General features: G+C 46.2%; 13 protein-coding genes and 7 pseudogenes. 7 read left to right on the top strand and 13 right to left on the bottom strand.

Annotated elements, in window-relative coordinates; genetic code table 11:
- The 9 genes and pseudogenes from I656_RS0116100 to I656_RS05045 form a co-directional block, all read right to left on the bottom strand.
- Nucleotides 1–535: pseudogene (locus I656_RS0116100) on the bottom strand (class I SAM-dependent methyltransferase); the annotation flags it as partial.
- 187 nt (nt 536–722) lie between these two features.
- Nucleotides 723–836 (bottom strand): annotated as a pseudogene (locus I656_RS19925) (glutaredoxin family protein); the annotation flags it as partial.
- A 23-nt stretch (nt 837–859) separates the two neighbouring features.
- Nucleotides 860–1,249 carry a DsrE/DsrF/DrsH-like family protein gene (locus tag I656_RS05020; protein WP_011231562.1) on the bottom strand — a complete coding sequence of 130 codons (390 nt, stop codon included), beginning with the start codon at nt 1,247–1,249 and terminating at the stop codon, nt 860–862.
- Between the two features lie 274 nt (nt 1,250–1,523).
- Nucleotides 1,524–2,786: a glycoside hydrolase family 18 protein gene (locus tag I656_RS05025; protein ID WP_033006073.1), complete on the bottom strand. Its 1,263-nt coding sequence runs from the start codon at nt 2,784–2,786 to the stop codon at nt 1,524–1,526.
- A 498-nt stretch (nt 2,787–3,284) separates the two neighbouring features.
- Nucleotides 3,285–3,719: pseudogene (locus I656_RS19295) on the bottom strand (RNA-guided endonuclease TnpB family protein); the annotation flags it as partial.
- Between the two features lie 1,126 nt (nt 3,720–4,845).
- Nucleotides 4,846–6,183, bottom strand: a complete 1,338-nt coding sequence (locus I656_RS05030) for a glucose-6-phosphate isomerase (protein WP_033006072.1) — start codon at nt 6,181–6,183, stop codon at nt 4,846–4,848.
- A gap of 72 nt (nt 6,184–6,255) precedes the next feature.
- Nucleotides 6,256–7,158 carry a phosphogluconate dehydrogenase (NAD(+)-dependent, decarboxylating) gene (gnd, locus tag I656_RS05035; RefSeq protein WP_020755776.1) on the bottom strand — a complete coding sequence of 301 codons (903 nt, stop codon included), beginning with the start codon at nt 7,156–7,158 and terminating at the stop codon, nt 6,256–6,258.
- Nucleotides 7,159–7,265: 107 nt separating this feature from the next.
- The gene (gene zwf / locus I656_RS05040) at nt 7,266–8,723 is read right to left on the bottom strand and encodes a glucose-6-phosphate dehydrogenase (RefSeq protein ID WP_033006070.1); all 1,458 of its coding nucleotides are present in this window, start codon (nt 8,721–8,723) and stop codon (nt 7,266–7,268) included.
- Between the two features lie 338 nt (nt 8,724–9,061).
- A complete protein-coding gene (locus I656_RS05045; RefSeq protein ID WP_015375150.1) occupies nt 9,062–10,228 on the bottom strand; it encodes an iron-containing alcohol dehydrogenase in 1,167 nt (388 codons plus the stop codon).
- A gap of 195 nt (nt 10,229–10,423) precedes the next feature.
- Between I656_RS05045 and I656_RS0116085 the strand changes: the two are divergent.
- The 4 genes and pseudogenes from I656_RS0116085 to I656_RS05060 all read left to right on the top strand — a co-directional run bounded on the left by I656_RS0116085 (nt 10,424) and on the right by I656_RS05060 (nt 14,108).
- Nucleotides 10,424–10,896 (top strand): annotated as a pseudogene (locus tag I656_RS0116085) (winged helix-turn-helix transcriptional regulator).
- 519 nt (nt 10,897–11,415) lie between these two features.
- Complete coding sequence (locus I656_RS05050; protein ID WP_015375151.1) at nt 11,416–12,090, top strand: GNAT family N-acetyltransferase; 675 nt, start codon at nt 11,416–11,418, stop codon at nt 12,088–12,090.
- Between the two features lie 15 nt (nt 12,091–12,105).
- A complete protein-coding gene (locus tag I656_RS05055) occupies nt 12,106–12,777 on the top strand; it encodes a hypothetical protein (RefSeq protein ID WP_033006067.1) in 672 nt (223 codons plus the stop codon).
- A 287-nt stretch (nt 12,778–13,064) separates the two neighbouring features.
- Complete coding sequence (locus tag I656_RS05060) at nt 13,065–14,108, top strand: bis-aminopropyl spermidine synthase family protein (RefSeq protein ID WP_033006074.1); 1,044 nt, start codon at nt 13,065–13,067, stop codon at nt 14,106–14,108.
- Between the two features lie 511 nt (nt 14,109–14,619).
- On the opposite strand, the gene hxlB is transcribed toward I656_RS05060, so the two are convergent.
- The 3 genes and pseudogenes from hxlB to I656_RS05070 form a co-directional block, all read right to left on the bottom strand.
- Nucleotides 14,620–15,177 (bottom strand): 6-phospho-3-hexuloisomerase, encoded by a 558-nt coding sequence (gene hxlB, locus I656_RS05065; RefSeq protein ID WP_015375154.1) that lies wholly within the window; start codon nt 15,175–15,177, stop codon nt 14,620–14,622.
- Between the two features lie 3 nt (nt 15,178–15,180).
- Nucleotides 15,181–15,815 (bottom strand): annotated as a pseudogene (gene hxlA, locus I656_RS0116080) (3-hexulose-6-phosphate synthase).
- Nucleotides 15,816–16,228: 413 nt separating this feature from the next.
- Nucleotides 16,229–16,300 (bottom strand): annotated as a pseudogene (locus I656_RS05070) (DUF4004 family protein); the annotation flags it as partial.
- A 195-nt stretch (nt 16,301–16,495) separates the two neighbouring features.
- Here I656_RS05070 and ade point away from each other — a divergent pair.
- The 3 genes and pseudogenes from ade (at nt 16,496) to I656_RS19280 (ending at nt 20,329) form a co-directional block, all read left to right on the top strand.
- Nucleotides 16,496–18,228 (top strand): annotated as a pseudogene (ade, locus tag I656_RS19770) (adenine deaminase).
- A gap of 210 nt (nt 18,229–18,438) precedes the next feature.
- The gene (locus tag I656_RS05075; protein ID WP_020755762.1) at nt 18,439–19,593 is read left to right on the top strand and encodes a glycosyltransferase; all 1,155 of its coding nucleotides are present in this window, start codon (nt 18,439–18,441) and stop codon (nt 19,591–19,593) included.
- 271 nt (nt 19,594–19,864) lie between these two features.
- On the top strand, nt 19,865–20,329 hold the full coding sequence (locus tag I656_RS19280) for an exosporium glycoprotein BclB-related protein (RefSeq protein WP_187298884.1): 465 nt from the start codon (nt 19,865–19,867) through the stop codon (nt 20,327–20,329).
- A 116-nt stretch (nt 20,330–20,445) separates the two neighbouring features.
- Here I656_RS19280 and trpB read toward each other — a convergent pair whose 3' ends face one another.
- A complete protein-coding gene (trpB, locus tag I656_RS05080; protein ID WP_020755760.1) occupies nt 20,446–21,609 on the bottom strand; it encodes a tryptophan synthase subunit beta in 1,164 nt (387 codons plus the stop codon).
- Nucleotides 21,610–21,848: the final 239 nt, after the last annotated feature.

Genomic DNA, 21,848 nt, shown 5'->3' with positions numbered 1-21,848 from the left:
CACGTTGCCCGCCTTTTGCTTCACATAGGAAAACAGTTCCTCCGACGGAATCCGCTCATGGAGCGGCGGCCCCATTTCGCTTTCCATCGTCTCCCATTCGATCAACAGAAACTGCCCGTTTGGCCTCATCACACGGCGAATTTCGTCAAGGGCGGCTTCTTTTTGTTCCACCTGCTTCTTTTTGTTCCACCTCATGAAAGACAAATGCCATGATCCCTTTGTCCACCGAATGCGAAGGCAAGGCGGTCGAAGCGACATCCGCCACCCGATATTCGATGTTGGTGACCGCTAGTTTCGCGGCTCGCTGTTTTAGCAATTCAATCATTTCTGGCTGCACATCGACCGCATACACTTTTCCGTTTGTCGCCTGCGCGAGAGGAATCGTGAAATAACCATTCCCGGCGCCAAGATCGACGACCGTGTCATCCGGTTTCACGGACAACATCGAAATGACCCGTTGCGGGTCGATCCATTCCTTGCGCTTCGGATCCAATAATCGTTCAGCATGTTCGTAATGAAAACGATGCCCTGTCATCCTTTTCCCTCCTATTCCTCACTTCCATTTCATTATACTCGCAAAGAGAGGAAAAAAGCCGGCATTGGAAAACGCCGGCTTTTCCCTACCGAACGGCGCACCGGTTTGGACCGATTTCCATCTCCCGTTGTTCCTCTTCCGTAGGATGCAATTTCCCCATGTTGGTCTGCCGAATTTCCTTGTAAGCCGGATCGAGCTCGACATTCACTTCCTTAAACGGAATCCCTTGGGCGCGCAAAAAGTTTTTCGCCATGACACAATACGGGCATGTCGTTGTGGTATAGACCGTGACTTGTGCCATATTCTCCTTCCTCCTCTCCCTTATTAGAAGGCCAATGTAATATCGGCGTCTTTCGCAAACTGCAGGAACGTCGCCGCCCCCGCTACTTCAATGCCATCGACGAATTGGTCTTTGTCAAGCCCCATGACATCCATCGTCATTTGGCAAGCGATCAGCTTTACCCCCATCTCTTGCGCCATTTGAAGCAATTCGGCAATCGATGGAACGTTCGCTTTTTGGAACCCTTGTTGAAAATGTTCCTTCCCTTCCGGAATCGGCAATTGTTTGTGCGCTTCTTTATGGATGAGATTCAACCCCTCAAACGTAAAGAACACCCCGACCTCCGCGTCTGCCGCCGCAGCGGCCGTCGCAATGTTGAACACCTTGTACGCATCAAACAACCCGCCGTTTGCTGCAATAATCGCCACTTTCATGACAACAACCTCCTTCACGTATGTCGCTATTCTATTTCGATACCCTCATAATATTTTATACACATATACACGCTGTATTATACATATACGCGTATATGTATTGCAATAATCATACTATCGCATCATTGTTTTCTTGTCAACAAAAAAACGCAAAATCCTATGCAACGACTTTTCAGCCAGCTTCCAAAAAACGCTTCCCACTTCAAACGAAGCGAGAAGCATCCATTTTCCCGATTTCCCCGCTGACTAGACAACCAACGGAAATGGGTGTTTCTTATACTTTCCGAACAGTAAAAAACTTTCGCACCAACCATGGGCCTGGCGCAAATCGCAGCCCCAACTCCCATGCACCGATGCCCGCAATCTGAAATTGGCGGGCCAATTTCATTTTCTGCCCTATGCTTCTGACATCTTCAAACCATACCTCATGAATGTTTCCAAGTTCATCCGTATATCGAAAAAAGGGGGATTCATATTGAAACGAATATTGAATCGGCGATTGGTAACGCATGGCGGTTAAAACCGCCTCTTGGTTGGAGAGGGCCTCCGCCAATGTCCCAGGCTGGTACGGAATGATCCAATCGTATCCATATAAAGGAAGTCCGAGCAAGATTTTTTTTCGGGGGACGCGCTCGACGGCAAACTGAAGCGTCGATCTCACCTCACTAATAGGAGCGACTGGACCAGGTTCACTTGTTAAATGGTGCCAATCGTACGCCATAATAAACATATAGTCGACGACAGCACCAATGCCGCCGTAATCGTAGCCCCTGAGCCAAGGGATCTCCTCGCTCGTTTTCGCTGGAACGGCGATCGTCAAAACATACCCAGCCGGTTTTAACCGATCGCGCAACTGGCGCAAAAAACCCGTAAACAAATCACGATCCTCTCCGCGAACCTGCTCGAAGTCAATATTGACGCCACCATAGCCTTTCCGTGATACTAAATAAAAGATGTTCTCAACCAAGTTCGCCCTTGCTTCCGTATTGTTCAGCACTTGGCTTGCCAGTCTCGCACTAAATCCTTCTGATGTTAGGTTCGTCACTACCGCAATGGGTGTGACGCGGTTTTGCCATGCTGTTTCAATCGCTGCGGCGTCATCCCGCGTAGTGACAATGTCGCCATTAGGGGCAAAGTGATATTCGAACAGGGCAATGTACGATGAATACGGGGCAAAATCTCGCACGAACGTCCGATCTAAGTTCGGTTCGCGGAGAATGTAATAGGCTAACGTTATAGCTTGATACCAGGAAATATCAGGAATATAAATTTTCATTCCCGGATACATCCTGTACGGATCCACCGCCGGATTGGCTGCCCGCAACTGTTCGACCGTCACAAATGCTTTCTGTGCAATGGCGCTTAGCGTGTCTCCTGGCTGCACTGTATACGTATAGCTAGGAACAAGCAAAGCTTGACCAGGAACAATATTCGTTTCAACTAAGCCATTGACAAGGCGCAGACTTTCCAGCGGATAATCGTATCGCCTGCTGATTGAAAAAAGCGTATCTCCAGGTTGAACAATGTGGATAAACATGACCATCCCCCCGTTGAATCAACAAAGCTTCGGCGCTGGCATCATGATAAATATATATATGCTTATCGACCGCAACCGCACCTTGTCTTGACATGGCTAGTTTGCGATTCTTTTGCATGTTCCTAACGCGCAAGTCCTCCACGCACACCAATGCTCACACGTGGAAGCGGGTGTCTTCTCGGTTCAGGATAATAAAAAGCGGCCAAAAAGCCGCTATTAAAGCAAGGTAAAAAAATAATATCCAAACAATCCGGTGATCAGCAGCAACAGAGAAGCCAAAAACCAAATAAGCGGGCGCGACGGCCGGAACGTTTGTTCAATGAACCTCTCCCACTTACAGAAGTGGGAGTTTCCTGTTTCCCCTTCGGGGTGGATGCGTGATAGGTTGGTCGGCAGCCTATCTGCAGGCAACGCCTGGCATCCGTCCCGTTGGGAGCGACAGGCAACATGAGTATCATCGATACTCAAGGCGGGAACTCGCCATCTACGACTTCTTGCTTATGCAATCCGTCGATACGTAAACGGTTTGACCGTAAATTCCAACGGGCGAATTTCGCCATAATATACTTTGGCAAATAAATTCATCGCTCCGTGGATGTCACGGTGTTGTTTGTATCCGCATTGACATGTATAATTTCTAGAAGAAGATTTATTCTTCTTCCCGCAAACAGGGCATGTTTGCGATGTGTAGCTCTCGTCCTTTTTCTCCATTTCAATGCCTTCGGCATTCAATTTGTATTTGAGATAATCAAATAGTTTTCCAAACGACCAATTGGATAATTTCTGATTGGTCTTTTTGTTTCGTTTCTTTTTCGTGTTCCGTTGTACCCCCTCGACATCCCCAATGACGACTTCTTTCACTTGGTTTTCCAAACACCAACGAACAAATTGTCTCGTGGTTTTGTGCAACGCATCCTTTAGTTGTGCCTCTGATTTCGAAAGTACATATTGTTTTGCCCGATTGTACTTTTTCCATTGTTTGGAGCCTTTTTTTGCATCTGCTCATGAGTTTTTGCAGTTCTTTTAATTTTTTGTTTCTCAACCGATGGATGCTTCTTATTTTTCTTCCCGTGATGATGAGGTTTTCCCCATTTTCACAAACGGCTGCGATGGTGTGAATTTCCCCTGGGTCAATAGCGACACGGTTTTGATTTTTATTCTCTTTTGGTTCTTTTCCATCTTCATACAACAAACAAAGCCACAAACCACGGTCATAAACGAGTTCGATTTCTTTCACTTGACCCTTTGGAATTTGTTCTTTATCCATTTTCACCACCAAAGGAGATTGTCTTTTCCGTTTCCAAATTCCTAGCGACAGTTCCAACGTCCCGTCTTCATGCAAAACAAACCCATCTTTTGCCCATTTTGTATTGAAGTGTTTTTTCTTTTTGTACGGAAATTTGGTTTTCTCCCCTTTTTTCCGTGCTTCTCTTGCTCCGTCACGGGCAAATATATACTTATGCACAACGGCTTGGATGCTTTGGCTGTGGATAGGAAAACGACCTTTTGTTGCTTTTTGCAGTTCCGTTTTGGTTATCCATTTTCCTGTTTTCAAATGATGTTCTTTCGCCAAACGAAGACACTCATTCCAAACTTCTGCGGAGATGCGATTGCATTCAAAAAGTTTATCAATCACTTCTTTTTTTGCTCGAAAACGGGTTTTCAGCGTTCGATACATGGTTTCACCTCCTATGTTTATTGTATTCTATCGAAAATCAAAAGAGAAGGGAGAAACAAAAAACATCCATGAGCAAGCCTTGCTCCCCACCCTGGCATGAAAATGACTTATCAAGGCGGCGCATTTTCACAGAAAACATCCATGAGTAAGCTTTTACTCGCCACCCAAGCATGAAAATAACCGCTCATGGATTCATTATTTTCACAGAAAACATCCATGAGTAAATTTTACTCCCCACCCAGGCATGAAAATCCATCTCTCCTTCCATAATGGAGGATCATCAAGTTTCAGGAAAAAAGGAAACTGCCTGTCTCCTGCAGAGTTCAGGAAAACAGGCAGTTTACATGTAGAGCGTTATTTCAAACAGCTGTAAGGAAAACGCTATTTCGATAGCCGTTTCATGAGAGCCGCTTTTTCCGCTTCAAACCCCGGTTTGCCAAGTAAGGCAAACATATTGTTTTTGTATGCTTCCACTCCCGGTTGGTCAAATGGATTTACACCGAGCAAATGGCCGCTGATGCCGCAAGCTTTTTCGAAGAAGTATACCATTTCCCCAAAGGTGTATTCATTCATTTCATCCAGTTCAACAATTAAGTTAGGCACTCCGCCGTCTACGTGTGCGAATAGCGTGCCTTGGAAAGCTTTTTTGTTTACTTCATCCAGTGTCTTGCCGGCCAAGAAATTCAATCCATCGATATTTTCTGGGTCTTCTTGAATCGTCAGTTCGATTCGCGGTTTTTTCACTTGCAGCACTGTTTCGATCAGAATGCGGCGGCCTTCCTGAACGTATTGCCCCATGGAATGTAAATCTGTTGTAAAGTCAACGGATGCAGGAAAGAGTCCTTTTTGATCTTTCCCTTCGCTTTCGCCAAACAGCTGTTTCCACCACTCAGATACATAATGAAGGGATGGCTCATAGTTCACCAATAATTCGATCGCTTTGCCTTTGCGATAGAGAATATTTCGCACGGCAGCGTACTGATAACTTTCATTGGTTGAAAGATCAGGATGGTTATATTTATAATATGCCGATGCTGCGCCTTCCATCATTCGATCAATATTCAATCCAGCGACGGCGATTGGCAACAGGCCAACTGCTGTCAGCACAGAATATCTTCCGCCTATGTCATCCGGAATAACGAAAGTTTCATAGCCTTCTTGATCAGCGAGCTTTTTTAATGCTCCTTTTGCGCGATCGGTAGTAACGTAAATCCGTTTTCTTGCTTCCTCTTTTCCATATTTTTTCTCCATGTAGTCGCGGAAAATCCGAAAAGCAATGGCTGGCTCTGTCGTTGTTCCCGATTTAGAAATGACGTTGATCGACAGATCCTTGCCTTCTAATACATCTAATAAATGAGAGAGATAAGTGGAACTGATATTTTGGCCAGCGAAATAAATTTGCGTCATATCGTTCATTTGGTTATGAAAGGCATGGGATAATGCTTCAACAGCGGCCCTTGCCCCTAAATAAGATCCGCCAATGCCGATGACGACAAGAGCATCTGAATGATTGCGGATTTTTTCGGCTGCTTGCTTGATTCGCGCAAATTCGTCCTTATCATAACGAATCGGCCAATCCACCCAACCAAGAAAATCGGATCCTGGGCCTTTCTTTTCATGAAGCATATGATGAGCCGCTTTTACAAATTCGCTTAAATAATGTAGTTCACTCTCTTTCATAAATGGCAAGGCATTGGAGTAATCAAAAGAGATAGCCATATACACTTCTCCTTTCTCATTCTATTTTGCAGCGCATGTCCATTGTATGCCTTCCTGCAAGGGGATTTTATGTTATTTCTTCTCATTTTTTTCTACAGCATGTCCGCCAAATTCATTGCGTAGAGCGGCTACCACTTTTCCTGTAAATGTATCGCTTTCTAATGAACGATACCGCATCAATAAGGCCATGGCGATGACAGGAGTGGCCGTTTGCAGATCTAATGCTGTCTCGACCGTCCATTTTCCTTCGCCAGAAGAATGCATAATTCCTTTGATTTCCTCTAATTTTGCATCTTTTGAAAACGCGCGTTCTGTTAATTCCATGAGCCATGAACGAATAACCGAACCATTGTTCCACACTCTCGCCACTTTTTCATAGTCGTAATCGAATTCGCTTTTTTCTAATATTTCGAATCCTTCGCCAATGGAAGCCATCATTCCGTATTCAATCCCATTGTGGACCATTTTTAAGAAGTGGCCGCTGCCTGTTTTTCCTGTATATAAATACCCATTTTTGACAGCGGTATCTCGGAAAAGAGGCTCGACAATGTTCCAAGCTTCAGAATCCCCTCCAACCATGTAACACGCTCCGTTACGAGCACCTTCCACTCCACCAGAGGTTCCAGCATCCATAAAGTGAATTCCAATCTCCTTTAGCTCGTTATAACGACGAATCGATTCCTTATAGTGAGAATTGCCACCATCGATCACAATGTCTCCTTTGCTTAAAAATGGCGCAATTTCACTAATCACCGAATCAACAACGGTGTGGGGAACCATTATCCAGACAATTCTCGTTTTTTCTAATGATAGGGCGAGTTCCTTTAAAGTGGATGCGCCTTTAGCACCGTATTTTTTTATTTCTTCCACCGCATTTGTATTTATATCGAACGCCACTACTTCGTGCTTATGGTCCATAAGATTTTTGCCTAAGTTTAATCCCATTTTTCCTAAACCGACTAGCCCGACTCTCATGCTGACTACCTCCTAAAAATATCTTGGTCAAAGAAGATTGGCTATTCCTATTTCATAGTTAGTTTATCCAGAAATTATGTTTTCAGGTTTGCTCCGGAAAAGCTTATTTACCGCCAATAAAATCCGTCTTCTTTCAATAATTGATAAGAAGCCTCTGGCCCCATCGATCCTGAACGATAGGAGTAAAGAGGAAGGCGGTTTTCCGCAAATGCCTCTAAAATAGGTTGCAGCCATTTCCAAGATAGTTCGACCTCTTTCCAATGGGCAAAGAAAGTCGAATCGCCGTGCAAAGCGTCAAAAATTAAGAGTTCATACGCTTCAGGCACCTCTTTCTGATTCGTTGCGAAGTCCATATGGACAGGCTCCATCTTTCCGTTGTTGAATACATTTTTACTATTGAATTGCAGCGAAACGCCTTCGTTCGGATTGATTTGAATCACCAAAAGATTAGGAGCTGTTTCTTCATTTTTTGGCAAGTACCATTCCTTTAATGGATTTTTAAACTCCATCACGATACGTGTGGACTTTTCCTTCATTCTTTTACCTGTACGGATGTAGAATGGCACCCCGCTCCAGTTTTCATCATCAATCCACAGACGTGCCGCAACAAACGTCTCCGTTGTCGAAGAAGCATCGATGCCAGGTTCTTCTTTATATCCAACCACTGGTCTGCCATCGATTTCTCCAGGACCGTATTGGCCGCGAACAACGTGCAAGCCTACTTCTTCCTTCTGTATTGGTCGAAGAGATTCCATAATTTTTCTTTTCTCGTTACGGATGTCTTTTGCGCTAATTTGTTTTGGCAAGTGCATGGCTGTCATCATCAACAGTTGCAACATATGGTTTTGAAACATGTCGCGAATGGCGCCTGCTTGATCATAATAGCTTGCTCTTTGTTCTACCCCAACGGTCTCGCTAGCTGTAATTTGCACATTGGCTATAAATTGATTATTCCATATCGCTTGAAACACAGGGTTGGCGAATTTTAAAGCTTCAAGGTTTTGCACCATCGGTTTTCCAAGGTAATGATCTACCCGATAAATTTCTTCTTCCTCGAAAGCTTGGCTTAATTTTTCGTTTAAATCTTGGGCCGATTGGATATCGTGGCCAAACGGTTTTTCGATAATCAGACGTTTCCAACCTGTTGTGGATCCTAATCCGCTTTCCTTGATGTTCGACGCGATCACATCAAAAAATTCCGGCGCAACAGATAAATAAAACATGCGGTTTTCAGGAATATTCAATTCTTTTTCCCGTTGTTGAACCATTTCAAGCAACTTTTTATACCCTTGTGCATTCGTTACATCTAGAGAAATATAGCGAAACGCGCGAAGAAACTCCTTCATTTTGGAACGGTCATTTGCCAAACGTCTGGAAAAGGTTTTTACCGAATTTTCCACATATGTTTGAAACGCTTCATCGGACAATTCTCTTTTGCTTACGCCAATAATGGAAAATGGCTGCGGCATTTTTTGATCAAGAAATAAATTATATAATGCAGGGAAAATTTTTCGTTTCGCTAAATCACCTGTTGCTCCAAACAAGATAAAGGTCATTGAATCCAATGTGATCCCCCCTGACTTTTCGAAACATTTTCCCAAAAGAATAAAGTGGATAGAGCAGATATAACAACGTTTACTACATTGCTTGAATTGGTATTTTTTATGAATAATGCCCATTTCAGGGAGAAAGTCTTGTCCATGTATTTGTCGTGCATGAACGTTTAAACAAAATACATCCGCTAAAAGGCAAATGATTAAAATAACCTAGTACCTTTTTTAAGGCATCTATGGTAATATAAATATAAAAGCAAACGGTGGGATAAAAAGATCAGATTCAATGGAATCCGATCTTTTTATCGCTGGTAAGAATGTTAGTGACAGGCTTTGCTTTTTTTATTTGTTTAGAAGTTGACATCTAGACCATAAAACGCTGCGATATATAATTTTTTCATTTCTTCTACAGAAGTTTCACGCGGATTTGTGCTTGTACAAGGATCTTTTACGGCATTGGCCGCCATTTCATCCACGTGTGCGGTGAACGTTTCTTCGGACACTCCGTATTCTTGAAGTGTATTTGGAATATTCATCTTATTATTCAAGTCACGAATCCAAGCAATGAGTGAATCCACCAATTCTTTGTTGTTTTCCCCATCCAGACCGAGCCGTTTGGCAATTGCTGCATAACGTTCCTCGACTACCGTGCGATTAAATTGGATTACATATGGTAAATAAATCGCATTGGCACATCCATGCGGAATGTTAAATATTGGGCCGCTTTTGTGTGAAAGACTGTGCACATTTCCTAGCACCGCGTTAGCAAAGGCCATTCCAGCCATCGCCTGAGCGTAATGAACTTGTTCGCGGGCTTTAGCATCTCCGTGGTAAGAAGCAAGAAGATTTTCTTTCAGTACTTGAGCTGCTTCAATAGCCAAGGAATCTGTGAAAATCGTACGAGGCTTTGCTACGTATGCTTCAATACTATGTGTGATTGCGTCCATCCCGCTGTAGGCTGTAACGTGCTTCGGCATGGATTGGACCATAATCGGATCAATAATCGCCATGTCTGGCGTCAGTTCAAAATCAGCCAGTGGATATTTGACCCCTGTTTCTGCATCAGTAATAACCGATAAATTGGATATTTCCGATGCACTTCCGCTTGTCGTTGGGATTCCCACGAACTTTGCCCTTGTGCGTAAGCGTGGCAGGCTAAATGGACGTGTCGCTTCTTCAAATGTCAATTCTGGATGTTCATAGAACAACCACATCGCTTTTGCCGCATCCATTACTGACCCGCCGCCAATCCCGATCACCCAATCTGGCTGAAAATCATTAAGAATGCGCACTCCTTTTTTTACCATTTGGGTGGTTGGTTCTGTCGTAATTCCGTCAATCACTTTTGTTTCTATATTGGCTTCTGAAAGAAGTTGCTGAATTTTATCAAGATTTCCGTTTTTCTTGACGGAGCTGCCGCCAATGACGAGGGCAGCTTTTGTTCCTTCCAATGTTTTTAAAACATCGAGAGCATTCTCTCCAAAATAAATATCGCGAGGAATAGTAAAACGATTCATGCTGCTCCCTCCAGTACCCGTGATTGTTTACAGATGCTAGTATAATGTGTATAAAACTTATTGAGAAGTACGCACTTTATTATCATGTAGTGACAAAAATATAATATAGTGTAAAAAAATATACTTAATGATATAAAAGGCATCCAGATGCAATGAATGGATTGTATTATCCCGAAGGAATGAATACCATTTGCAATGAGTGAAAATAACAGATATATAACATTTATTTGTAAGTATGTTCTTTATGATCATAAAGTGACAAAAAGTATACTATCGCGTTATAATCAACATGGGGGTGAAATGATGGGACACGTTTGTGGCAAGACGTATAATTGTGAAAAAGAATTAACACTCGCTGTTATTGGCGGTAAATGGAAAATGCTTATTTTATGGCATCTAGGAAAAGGGGGAAAGAAGCGGTTTAGCGAACTAAAAGCCTCATGCCTGGGATCACCCAAAGAATGCTTGTTAACCAGCTGCGGGAGCTGGAGCAAGATCAAATTGTTCATCGCGAAGTCTATCCGGTTGTTCCGCCAAAAGTGGAATATTCATTGACCGAACATGGAAAAAGTTTGATGCCAATTCTTGATGCGATGTATGAATGGGGCAAAAACTATATGGAGACGGTCGTAAAGGGGCAAGTAAAAATCAATGAAGCAGCCAAGTAGAAAGCTTTCTCCGTTATGAAAGCTTCGAAAACGATCTGCGTGTATGTTATATGCACTTTTCTTTTTTTGCTGGTAAACAAAGAAATACACACATGAAAGATAATGAGGAAAGCAATAAGTTTTATAATTAGACGCGAAAAACCAACGGACAACCATCTTTATGAAAGAACCGCTGTCCGTTGGTTTTTCTGTATATGCGTTGATGACTGTTGATGGAGTCCCGAAAATGGCGTAAAAAGAAAAACGGCAAAAAAGTGCTTTTGTTTTCCAGTGATCCAAGTTCACTGGATGGAGAATGGATTTTACACAATAATGTGGACTAGGCATGGCTGTTCGAATGCGAGGAAGGTCTGGAAAAAATATTCCGAATTTCTTTTTTTATTTTTAGGTATAATTTTTCACACTATGTAACACGAAAGTATCTACTTGTTAAATGGAATGATGTGCCTAATAATATCAGTATCGCCACATGAATGGGCGATACGTTGCTAGATGGATAACGAGAGAGGAGGGGTAAGAATGTATCGAAAGGAGTTTTATGTCTTTGACCAAGATCGTCCTGTTCCAGCGGTGATCCGAAATTATGAAGAAAAGGACTTTCCTGGATTAATCCGCATTCAACAGGAAAGTTTTCCTCCGCCATTCCCGTCTGAATTATGGTGGAATACGGAACAGCTGAAAAACCATGTGACACTCTTTCCAGAGGGAGCCTTATGTGTTGAGGTGAATGGCGAAATTGCGGGGTCAATGACAGGGCTTATTGTCGACTTTGACCCCAGCCATCCGGACCATACATGGGAAGAGATCACGGATCATGGATATATCCGTAACCATAACCCAAACGGGAATACGCTTTATGTCGTTGATATTGGCGTGCGCCCTGCCTACCGCAAATGGGGGCTGGGAAAATGGCTGATGCTATCCATGTATGAAGTGGTTGTTCATTTGGGACTAGAGCGGCTGTTAGGCGGAGGGAGGATGCCTGGCTATCATAAAAAAGCGCATGAGATGACAGCGGAGCAATATCTCGAAGCGGTAGTAAAAGGCAAATTGAAAGATCCTGTTATTACCTTCCTGCTTCGCTGCGGCCGCACACCTGTCAAAGTGGTGGCGAACTATTTAGAAGATGAAGAATCGTGCAATTATGCTGCACTGATGGAATGGAAAAATCCTTTTTATCGCGCAAAATCTTAAAGGAGAATGATGAAGATGGAGTATCGCAGAATTACGAACATTGAAGACCCTTTGTTTAAGAAAATGCATCAATTGATGCAAAATGTATTTCCTCCGGAAGAAGTATTGGCATTTGATTTGTGGAAAGAGCCTCTGGAAGATCCGGGAATTCGTGTGTGCGTTGCTGTTCACGAAGGAGAGGTAGTAGGCGCAACGGAGTACCGTTATTATGAAGATTTAAATGTCGCGATGACAGATTTCACCATTATCGGCCAAGCAGGACTGGGGATCGGCCGGTTTTTAGCCAAAAAGCGGCTGGAGGATTTGCAAAATTGGGCCGCTGCAAATGGAAAGCAGTTGTATGGCATGTTCGCCGAGATTTATGATCCTTATCGGGTGGAGCATTATGAATTTGGCGGGATTAAGCCGATGGATCCATATGTTCGTCGTGAGGTATTATCTCATTTGGGATATAAGCGGCTTGACTTCCCTTATGTCCATCCATCTTGGAACAATGATGGAGAAGCCGTAACCGGGCTTGATCTTTGTTTCCTTCCGATGGACGATAGCGTGAATGAACTTCCAGCGGATCTTGTTGTGAAGTTTTTGAAACGTTATTATTCTGTCTTATCGAACAAACCAAGGGATTGGTATGAAATGATGGAAAAACTAGAGGCGAAAAACACCATACCGCTATTACCGATTTAAACCTTAATAAAAACACCATGCTTATGGAACCTTAAAAAAATTCTTCCAACTTCAGCGCGTCTTTTATCGTTTCCCTATCGAAAGCAGCAAAAATGCTATTTCGATGCTGGAAAGGGGAAGGATGCTTTATCTTTCGGATGATCGTTAGGCCTCACGCTAAGAAGGCAAGCGTTCCAAAAACGTTTGAACCGCTGCTTTCTATGTTTCATGTCGCTCCTTTCGATGAAAACGAAGGGGTGCCGGAGCGGAATGGTCTTTACTCTTTTAGGGCGAAAGGAGTGGTACCCATGTCGAAAGTCGGTATTGCTGCGGAAAGTCGTCGGATCGACACGCTTCTGCTTCGTGCGCTTTGCTTTGGCCCGAAATCCTACTGGGAACTGATGAGGGAAGGGAAAGCCCAGACGCACCAAGTGCTGAAGGCGCTGCAGTCGCTCTTGGAGGGAGAGCTGGCGGCCTACAACGGCGACCGCTTTGTGATCACTGAGAAAGGGCGTCGTCAGGCAGAAACTATGGGCCTAGAACGGGTGGCCGAACAGCGCTGTGAGGTTTGCGCGGGGCGCGGCATTGTTCTGAGGCCGCCTTTTGACAGCGTCCTTGCTGCTTTTCAAGATATCGCAGCCATGCGGCCCAAGGCGACGCCCGACTTTGACCAAGGGTATGTGACGCCCGAGACAACCGTTCGGCGGCTGGCACTGATGGCCCAACAGGGAGATCTGATGGGGCGAGACATTTTGCTGCTGGGCGATGATGACCTTACAAGCATTGCAGCTGCGCTCTCGGGGCTGCCGCGGCGCATCTGTGTCTTGGACGTGGATGAACGCATTGTCCGCTTTGTACGCGATGTGGCTCAGGACCAAGGTTGGGACCACGTCCACGCCGAGGTCTACGATGTGCGGGATGAATTGCCGTCCCATCTCCGCGGCCAGTTTGATGTGTTCTTCACGGACCCGGTCGACACCGTCAAGGGACTCCTGCTTTTTCTAAGCCGCTGTACAGAGGGGGTGCGTGGGCCCGGTGCCGCGGGCTATTTTGGACTCTCTTACTTGGAGGCCTCTTGGCGGAAATGGCGGCAGATCCAGCAGGGCATCCTTGACATGGGCTTTGCCATCACTGACATGCTGAGCGCCTTCCAAGACTATCTGTTAGAGGATATTGTGTTCCTAGACTGGGCGCGCATAGCACCGGTGCCGGTCAAAGAACCCGATATCCCCTTCTACGTCAGCACCGTCTATCGCTTAGAGATGGTCGAGGAGCCTCGTCCCCTCTTTTTCGGGTGGGTGGAGTTTGAGCAGGACTTCTATTACGACGAAGAGTTCTGCGGCAAAGAATAGCGATAAAGACTGCCCGCCTTCTGCAGCGGGAATACCCGTTGCCGAGGGCGGGCGTTTTGTTCGCCGTTTCCTGACATCTGCATGCGGAGTTGCGTTCTTCAAGGTTTGCTGAATGACATTTGCCACCATCGCACGATTTTACCGATGGATTATGGAAGGCAACAGACTTTTGAGAGTTTTTGACGCCGCGTGCAACCATGAAAGGAGTGGTCATCGATTTTGCAAAAAGTCTTGGCACCCCCCCCCCCGCGTTCCGACTATAACCGATTTGATTTGTAATGATCATCGAGGGAATGCTGATAGTGGAGAGCGGCTGATGTGCACGAAGGGAATGAACGATCATGGATCGATCACAAGAATCCAATCTCCCGATCAAAAAAAGACCGCAAAGCGTTTCTTAAAGAAAGCTTTGCGGCCTTTTCTCCTTTCCCCCGTGATTAAGTTAAAAATTTCGTTTAAATAGCTTAAAATTTCGAATGGTTAAAGATGTCTGCGCAGCATTCCTTATACTCTATTCCAGATTGGCGTGTCTTTTGAACATGGTATTGGAGTCCAATCCTTTTTTCTCCATGCATCTTAATATGATCGCATCATAAAACAGCAAGAGGGTTTGCTCAAAAAGCGATCCCATCGGCTGTATCGTTTTGTATCCGTTATCTGACTGGTCTTTAGGCGAGCCAGGCAATTTGACCGTGATATCAGCCAATTGTCCAATGGTCGATTCAGGGAAAATGGTCACTAACGCTACGGTTGCCCCTAAGCTTTTCGCTTTTTCAGCCATGGAAACTAAACTTCTCGTTTCCCCTGAACCCGATCCAATGATCAAAATGTCGTCTTGTTCTAGGTTAGGGGTGATGGTTTCGCCTACGACATAGGCGTCTAGCCCCATGTGCATCATTCGCATCGCAAAAGATTTGGACATAAATCCAGACCTGCCTGCGCCAGCTACAAAAATTTTCTTTGCTTTGAGAATCTCATTCACCAATTTTTCCGCTTCTCCCGCGGCGATTAAATCGGCTGTCCGATTTAACTCTTTGATGATTTCTCCTAAATATTGCGTAGCTTGCATCATTCATTCACCTTGTTGGATCATTTTTTTCATTTCAGCGGCTACAGCTCGTTTATCTTCTTGACCAGTAATACCGCCGCCTACGATGATAAGATCAGGTTTTGCTTTAATGACTTCAGGCAATGTGTTTAATTTAATGCCGCCTGCGATCGCAGTTTTTGCGTTTTTCACGACACGTTTGATTGTGGCAAGGTCTTCAAGAGAGTTTTTGCCGACTGCTTGAAGATCATAACCTGTGTGTACGCAAATATAGTCGACTCCAAACCCATCTACTTCTTTCGCTCGTTCTTCTAAATTTTTAACCCCGATCATGTCCACCAATATTTTTTTGCCTTGTTTTTTAGCTTCTTCACAGCACCTTTGATGGACAAATCTTCAGCAACTCCAAGTATCGTGATAATGTCGGCTCCGGCTTCGGACGCTTTCATGACTTCATATGCGGCGGCATCCATGATTTTTAAGTCTGCCAATACTTTTAAGTGAGGAAATTCTTGTTTGATTTCTTTTACAGCTCTAAGACCTTCATTAATGATAACTGGAGTGCCGATTTCTACAATATCCACATACTCCTCAACTTCTTTTACTAATTGTTTCGCTTCTGGAATGTTTACGAGATCCAATGCTAATTGTAATTCCATGAATCCTTCACCTCTCATAAAAATTTTGCAGGTTGCATAAGCAGTAGCATTTTTATGTGTTTATCTCTTACACACTGATGAGTATACTATGTATGTTTTGCCTTTAAAAGTACGCACTTTATTTTTATATAGTATCAAAAAATATACTATTGTTCATTATGTATACTATTTGGGAAAGAGGGGCTCTCCATTTCCAGACAAATTTTATTTTGAAATGGCCCAAAAATAAGAAAAGCAATATGCTATCCATTGCTTGTGGCATTAACTGAAGAACTGTTTCTTTGTCAAGCCATATGTAAAAAGGGCTATCTCATCTTTGTGAGACAGCCCTAAAACGCCGGATTTTATTTCCTGAGTTCGACAGTTTTGAGGCCATTTCAGGCAAATGAACATGGCCAAAATGCTGTGATATCGCGGTAAAGCTGGCCGTACGAAATGCCCGTCAGCTCAAGCAGTCCTTTTTTCGAGATCAATTCTTGTTCCATGAGCCGCACACCCCCTTCCTTTTGTTAATTGCAGCATAACATTGTTACGTTATAAAGAGAGGCGAAAACAACAGCGCCATACGCATGGCAAAAAACGAACCAAAGCGGTTGACAACTTGTCAGCTGGCTCATTACAATGAAACCAATTTCCGCCGATGATCAGGCGATGGACATGAGGAAAGGAGAGTCAACAGCATGAATTCGATCTTACAAAAACAGCTAGCCACCGCAGCGAAACAAACCGAAGCGGATCTCGTTGTCAAAAACGGGAAAATCGTCAACGTGTTTACGCGCGAAATCATCGAAGGGGATCTCGCCATTGCGGAAGGGATGATCGTCGGCATCGGCCGCTATGAGGGAAGGAAAACGATCGATGCCGAAGGGCGTTATATATGCCCGGGGCTGATTGACGGACACGTGCATATCGAATCGTCGATGGTGCCCCCGAGCGAATTCGCCCGCGTCGTTCTCCCGCATGGCGTGACGACCGTCATTGCCGATCCGCACGAAATCGCCAATGTCGCTGGCGTCCGCGGCATACAATTTATGCTCGACGATGCGAAACGGACGCCGCTCGATGTGTATATGATGCTGCCGTCGTGCGTGCCCGCCACTTCGTTCGAACATGCCGGAGCCTCCTTATCCGCTGCGGAACTGGCGCCGTTTTTCGCTGATGAGCGCGTGCTCGGATTGGCGGAAGTGATGGACTATCCGTCATTAAAGGAACAACAACCATCGATGCTTGACAAACTGGCGCTCGCGGCAAACGCCAACCGCCTCATCGACGGCCACTTGGCCGGCCTTGATGCCAACGCCATCAACGTCTACCGAAGCGCCCGCATCCATACGGACCATGAATGCGTCACCGCCGACGAAGCGCTGGAACGCGTTCGCCGCGGCATGTACGTGCTCATTCGCCAAGCTCGGTCGCCAAAGACCTCAAAAAACTTCTCCCCGCCATCCATGAGCACAACGCGCGCCGCTTTCTGTTTTGCACAGACGATAAACATCTCGACGACTTATGGTTCGAAGGCAGCGTCGATCATAACGTGCGGCTCGCCATTCAGGCCGGCCTCGACCCGCTTCTGGCCATCCAAATGGCCACGCTGAACGCCGCAGAGTGCTACCGTTTGCCGACAAAGGGCGCTGTCGCTCCAGGATATGACGCCGACTTTTTGTTCGTTGACGATTTGGAAACATTGAACATCACCCACGTCTTCAAAGCGGGAAGACTAGTGGCCCAACATGGACAGACGGTGTTTCCGGCCGAACGATCGGCAGAAAGCCTTGAACAGCCATTGCTTCACTCCATCCGTTGCCAAGCAGTGGACGAAACCGATCTTCGCATCCCGATGAAAAGAGGAACGAAAGTCCATGTCATCGAGATCATCCCGAACCATTTGCATACGAACCACCTCATCACGGACGTTGATGTCCAGGAAGGGGCTTTCTGCCCGTCGATCGAGCGGGATTTGCTGAAGCTTGTGGTCGTCGAACGCCATCGCGGCCTCGGCATCGGCCTTGGCATCGTCCGCGGCTTCGGGTTCAAAACAGGCGCCATTGCTTCTTCGATCGCGCACGATTCACACCACATCATCGCCGCCGGAACAAACGATCGCGACCTCGCCGCCGCCATCGAACAGCTCCGCGAGCAGCACGGCGGCTTGGCGGTCATCAAAGACGGAGCGGTGCTTGCCAGCCTGCCGCTTGAGATCGGCGGTCTAATGACAAGAAAAGACTATACCGAGGTGCTAAGCGGATTGAAGCAGATTGACAAAGCCCTTAAAGCCATCGGCGCCAATGGCTCGTTCAACCCATTCATCACATTGTCCTTCCTCGCCTTGCCGGTCATCCCAGAGCTCAAGCTGACCGACCAAGGATTATTTGATATAAATAAATGGGAATTTATTCCTGTTGAAGCGGTGTAACCCCTCCCGATTGAGGCTGGCGTTTCAATGCGAGAGGATTGTGGGAGCACCGCCTTACAGCACGGCGCTCATTCACAACTAAGGTCAACCGCGAAGCAAATCAGTCCCTTCATCCCCCATTGATTGCGGGGATGAAGGGATTTTCTTCACTCCGCCCTTTTTCCTCGATTTTCACAGCGCCATGCGGCATTGGCATAAGCACGTTCCCGCATGATGCATATAGTGAAACAGCAACATGGCCGAAAGGAAGGTGCAAGGAAATTGATCACCATCAGTCTTTGCATGATCGTCAAAAATGAAGAAGACGTCCTTGCCCGCTGTTTGGACAGCGTCCAACATCTCGTAGACGAAATCGTGATTGTGGATACAGGATCAACGGATCGCACGAAAGAAATCGCCCGCTCCTACACCGCACGAGTCATCGACTTTCCTTGGAGCGATGATTTCTCGGCGGCGCGAAACTTCTCCTTTTCCCACGCCACCATGGACTATATTTTTTGGCTGGACGCAGACGACATCTTGCCGGCAGAAGAGCAGACCAAATTTCTCACATTGAAGCGCACCCTTTCTTCTGACATCGACTCCGTCACCATGATTTACAGCCTTGCCCAAGATGAATATGGAAAGACGATCTCTAGCGTCCGCCGAAATCGTCTCGTCAAACGATCCAGCGGCTTCCGATGGCATGGGATGGTTCATGAATATCTAGAAGTATGGGGAACGATTCTCAACAGCGATATTACCATTATTCATCAACCGAACCGCTGCGCTTCAGATCGAAATTTGCAAATTTATGAAAGGCAGTTGGCACAAGGAGCAGAATTTTCGCCAAGAGATCTCTTTTACTTCGCCAACGAACTGTTCGACCATCAACAATACGAGCGGGCCATTCAGTATTATGAACAGTTTTTGCAGACAAAAAAAGGGTGGGTGGAAGATTGCATCGCCGCCTGCGGAAAGTTGGCAGACTGTTTTTACGCACTTGGTGATGAAGAACAGGCATTTCGATATGTGTACCAATCTTTCGAATACGATACCCCTCGGGCTGAATGCTGCTGCCGGCTCGGCTATTACTTTCTTCAGCGCAAGCAATATCGGCTTGCCGCATTTTGGTACCATTTAGCCACTCAGCTCACAATGCCTTCCGACAGCTGGGGATTTGTTCATCATGCTTGTTGGACTTGGCTTTCCCACTTGCAGCTTTGTGTATGTTACTTTTACATGGGCGAGTACGAGTTAGCATACCAACATAACGAAAAAGCCAAACAATACGTTCCTCATCATCCCGCGGTTTTGCACAACGAATGTTTGCTGCAATCCATTCTCGCCGCCGAAAGCACGTTCCACCAAACCGATGAATCGTGATGAAGGGAGGTTATGCCGCTTGTCTGACCGACGTCCTATTCGAGTAAAATGTCTTTCCCCTTTATGCGGAACATGGCCGCCGATTGTAAAAATCTATACCGGACCAACAGGACCCACGGGACCCACAGGGCCTACAGGACCGACTGGACCTCAAGGACCCACGGGACCTACAGGGCCCACGGGCCCCATTGGACCCCAAGGACCGACCGAACCTACGGGACCCGCTGGAGCAGGAGCCATCATTCCATTCGCTTCAGGAACAACGGTTGTCTTGACCGCCACTATAGCTGGGTTGGCCAACACCGCAAGTTTGATCGGATTTGGAAACGCTGCTTCAAGCATCAGTTTAGTGGGAGGAACCATAAACCTTGGGGGCACATCGAATTTTTCCTTTACCATCCCGCGTTCAGGAATCATTACTGCTGTCGCAGCCAATTTTTCCGCCACAACGGGCACAGCGCTTTTAGGAACGGCTACGATCCGCGCTCAATTGTATATCGCCACTTCTCCATCCAGCAACGTATTTTCGCCTATTCCAGGCACGCTCATTACATTAACGCCATCAATCACCTTTCCCATCTCCCTAGCCCAAAACGCCAGCGGCATCATCACAGGATTAAACGTGCCTGTCAATGCTGGCGACCGGCTGCTCATGGCGTTTTTCATCACCACTTCCGGTCTTTCAATCGCCGCTTCCGTCACGGGATATGCGAGTGCAGGAGTGGCGATTAGTTAGCCAACGATGGTGAAAAAGGGCAGAACATCACCAATCGGGAAACGGGAGATCGAAAACAATAAGCAGGCGGCTTCACGTGGACACCGCCGTGAAAGTCCGCCCGCTTTCCTCTTAATTTATGATTGTAACATCGAAAACACTTGCTCGACATCTTTATCCCCGCGCCCCGACAAATTCACAATGATGATTCGGTCTTTGCTTAACGTCGGCGCGAGCTTGATAGCGTACGCCACCGCATGGGCGCTCTCCAGAGCGGGGATGATTCCTTCCGTTTTGGACAACAGTTGGAACGCTTCGAGCACTTCCTCATTCGTAACCGTATAATACTCAGCCCGCCCGGACACTTTCAAATGGCTGTGCTCCGGACCGATGCCCGGATAATCGAGCCCAGCGGCGATCGAGTATGTGGGCTGCGGGTTGCCGTTTTCATCAAGCAACACGAGACACTTGAATCCGTGAAGAACCGCCGGAACCCCTTTCGTCAACGTCGCCGCCTTCTCCGGCTCGACACCGATGAGCCGCACGCTTGGTTCATCCAAATAATGGGCGAACGCCCCGATGGCGTTGCTTCCCCCGCCAACGCAGGCCACCACCACATCCGGAAGCCGCCCTTCTCTCTCTAAAATTTGCCGCTTGCTCTCTTCGCTAATAACCGACTGAAAATGTTTCACCATCGACGGATACGGATGCGGACCAACCGCCGAACCAAGCAAATAAAACGTAGTCTTATAGTTTTGTACAAGATCGTTCAGCGCCTCGTCCACGGCATCCTTCAACCGCCCTTGCCCTTTCGAGACCGGCACGACTTTCGCCCCTAGCAGCTCCATGCGGAACACATTGAGCGCCTGACGCTTCGTATCTTCTTCTCCCATATAAATGGTGCAGTCCATGCCAAACATGGCGCATGCGGTAGCGGTCGCCACCCCATGCTGGCCTGCGCCGGTCTCCGCAATGACCCGTTTCGCCCCCATCCGTTTCGCCAACAAAATTTGCCCGATGACGTTGTTGATTTTATGCGAACCAGTATGGTTCAAATCCTCACGTTTCAAATAAATCTTCGCCCCGCCGAGCCGCTCCGTCAATCGCGCCGCAAACGTCAGCGGACTCTCGCGGCCGACATACTCCCGCAAGTAGGTTCGAAACTCCTCATTGAATTCCGGGTCATCTTTATATTTCAGAAACTGCTCTTCCAAGTAGTCAAGCACTTCCTGCAATTCATCCGGAACGAAGCTGCCGCCGAATTCGCCGAAATAGCCTTTCGTTTCCTGGACTACACTCATGGCTCATCTCTCCTCTGCTCAATATCGTGGACAGTACTAGCATAGACTGTTTGGCTACATAAGTCAACAAAATATTTTCTAAAAATTCACTTTTTAATAAACTCCTCATTTAACCCGAGTTCGACAGTTTTGAGGCCATTTTAGGCAAATGAAAATGGCCAAAATGCTGTTATATCAAAGATTTCGCGATGCGGATCCTAGAAAAAAACACTGAATTTCATACCCGAGTTCGACAGTTT

This window comes from Geobacillus sp. WSUCF1 (assembly GCF_000422025.1).
GTDB classification, from domain to species: Bacteria; Bacillota; Bacilli; order Bacillales; family Anoxybacillaceae; genus Geobacillus; species Geobacillus zalihae.
This window is presented reverse-complemented; position numbering and strand designations above follow the sequence as displayed.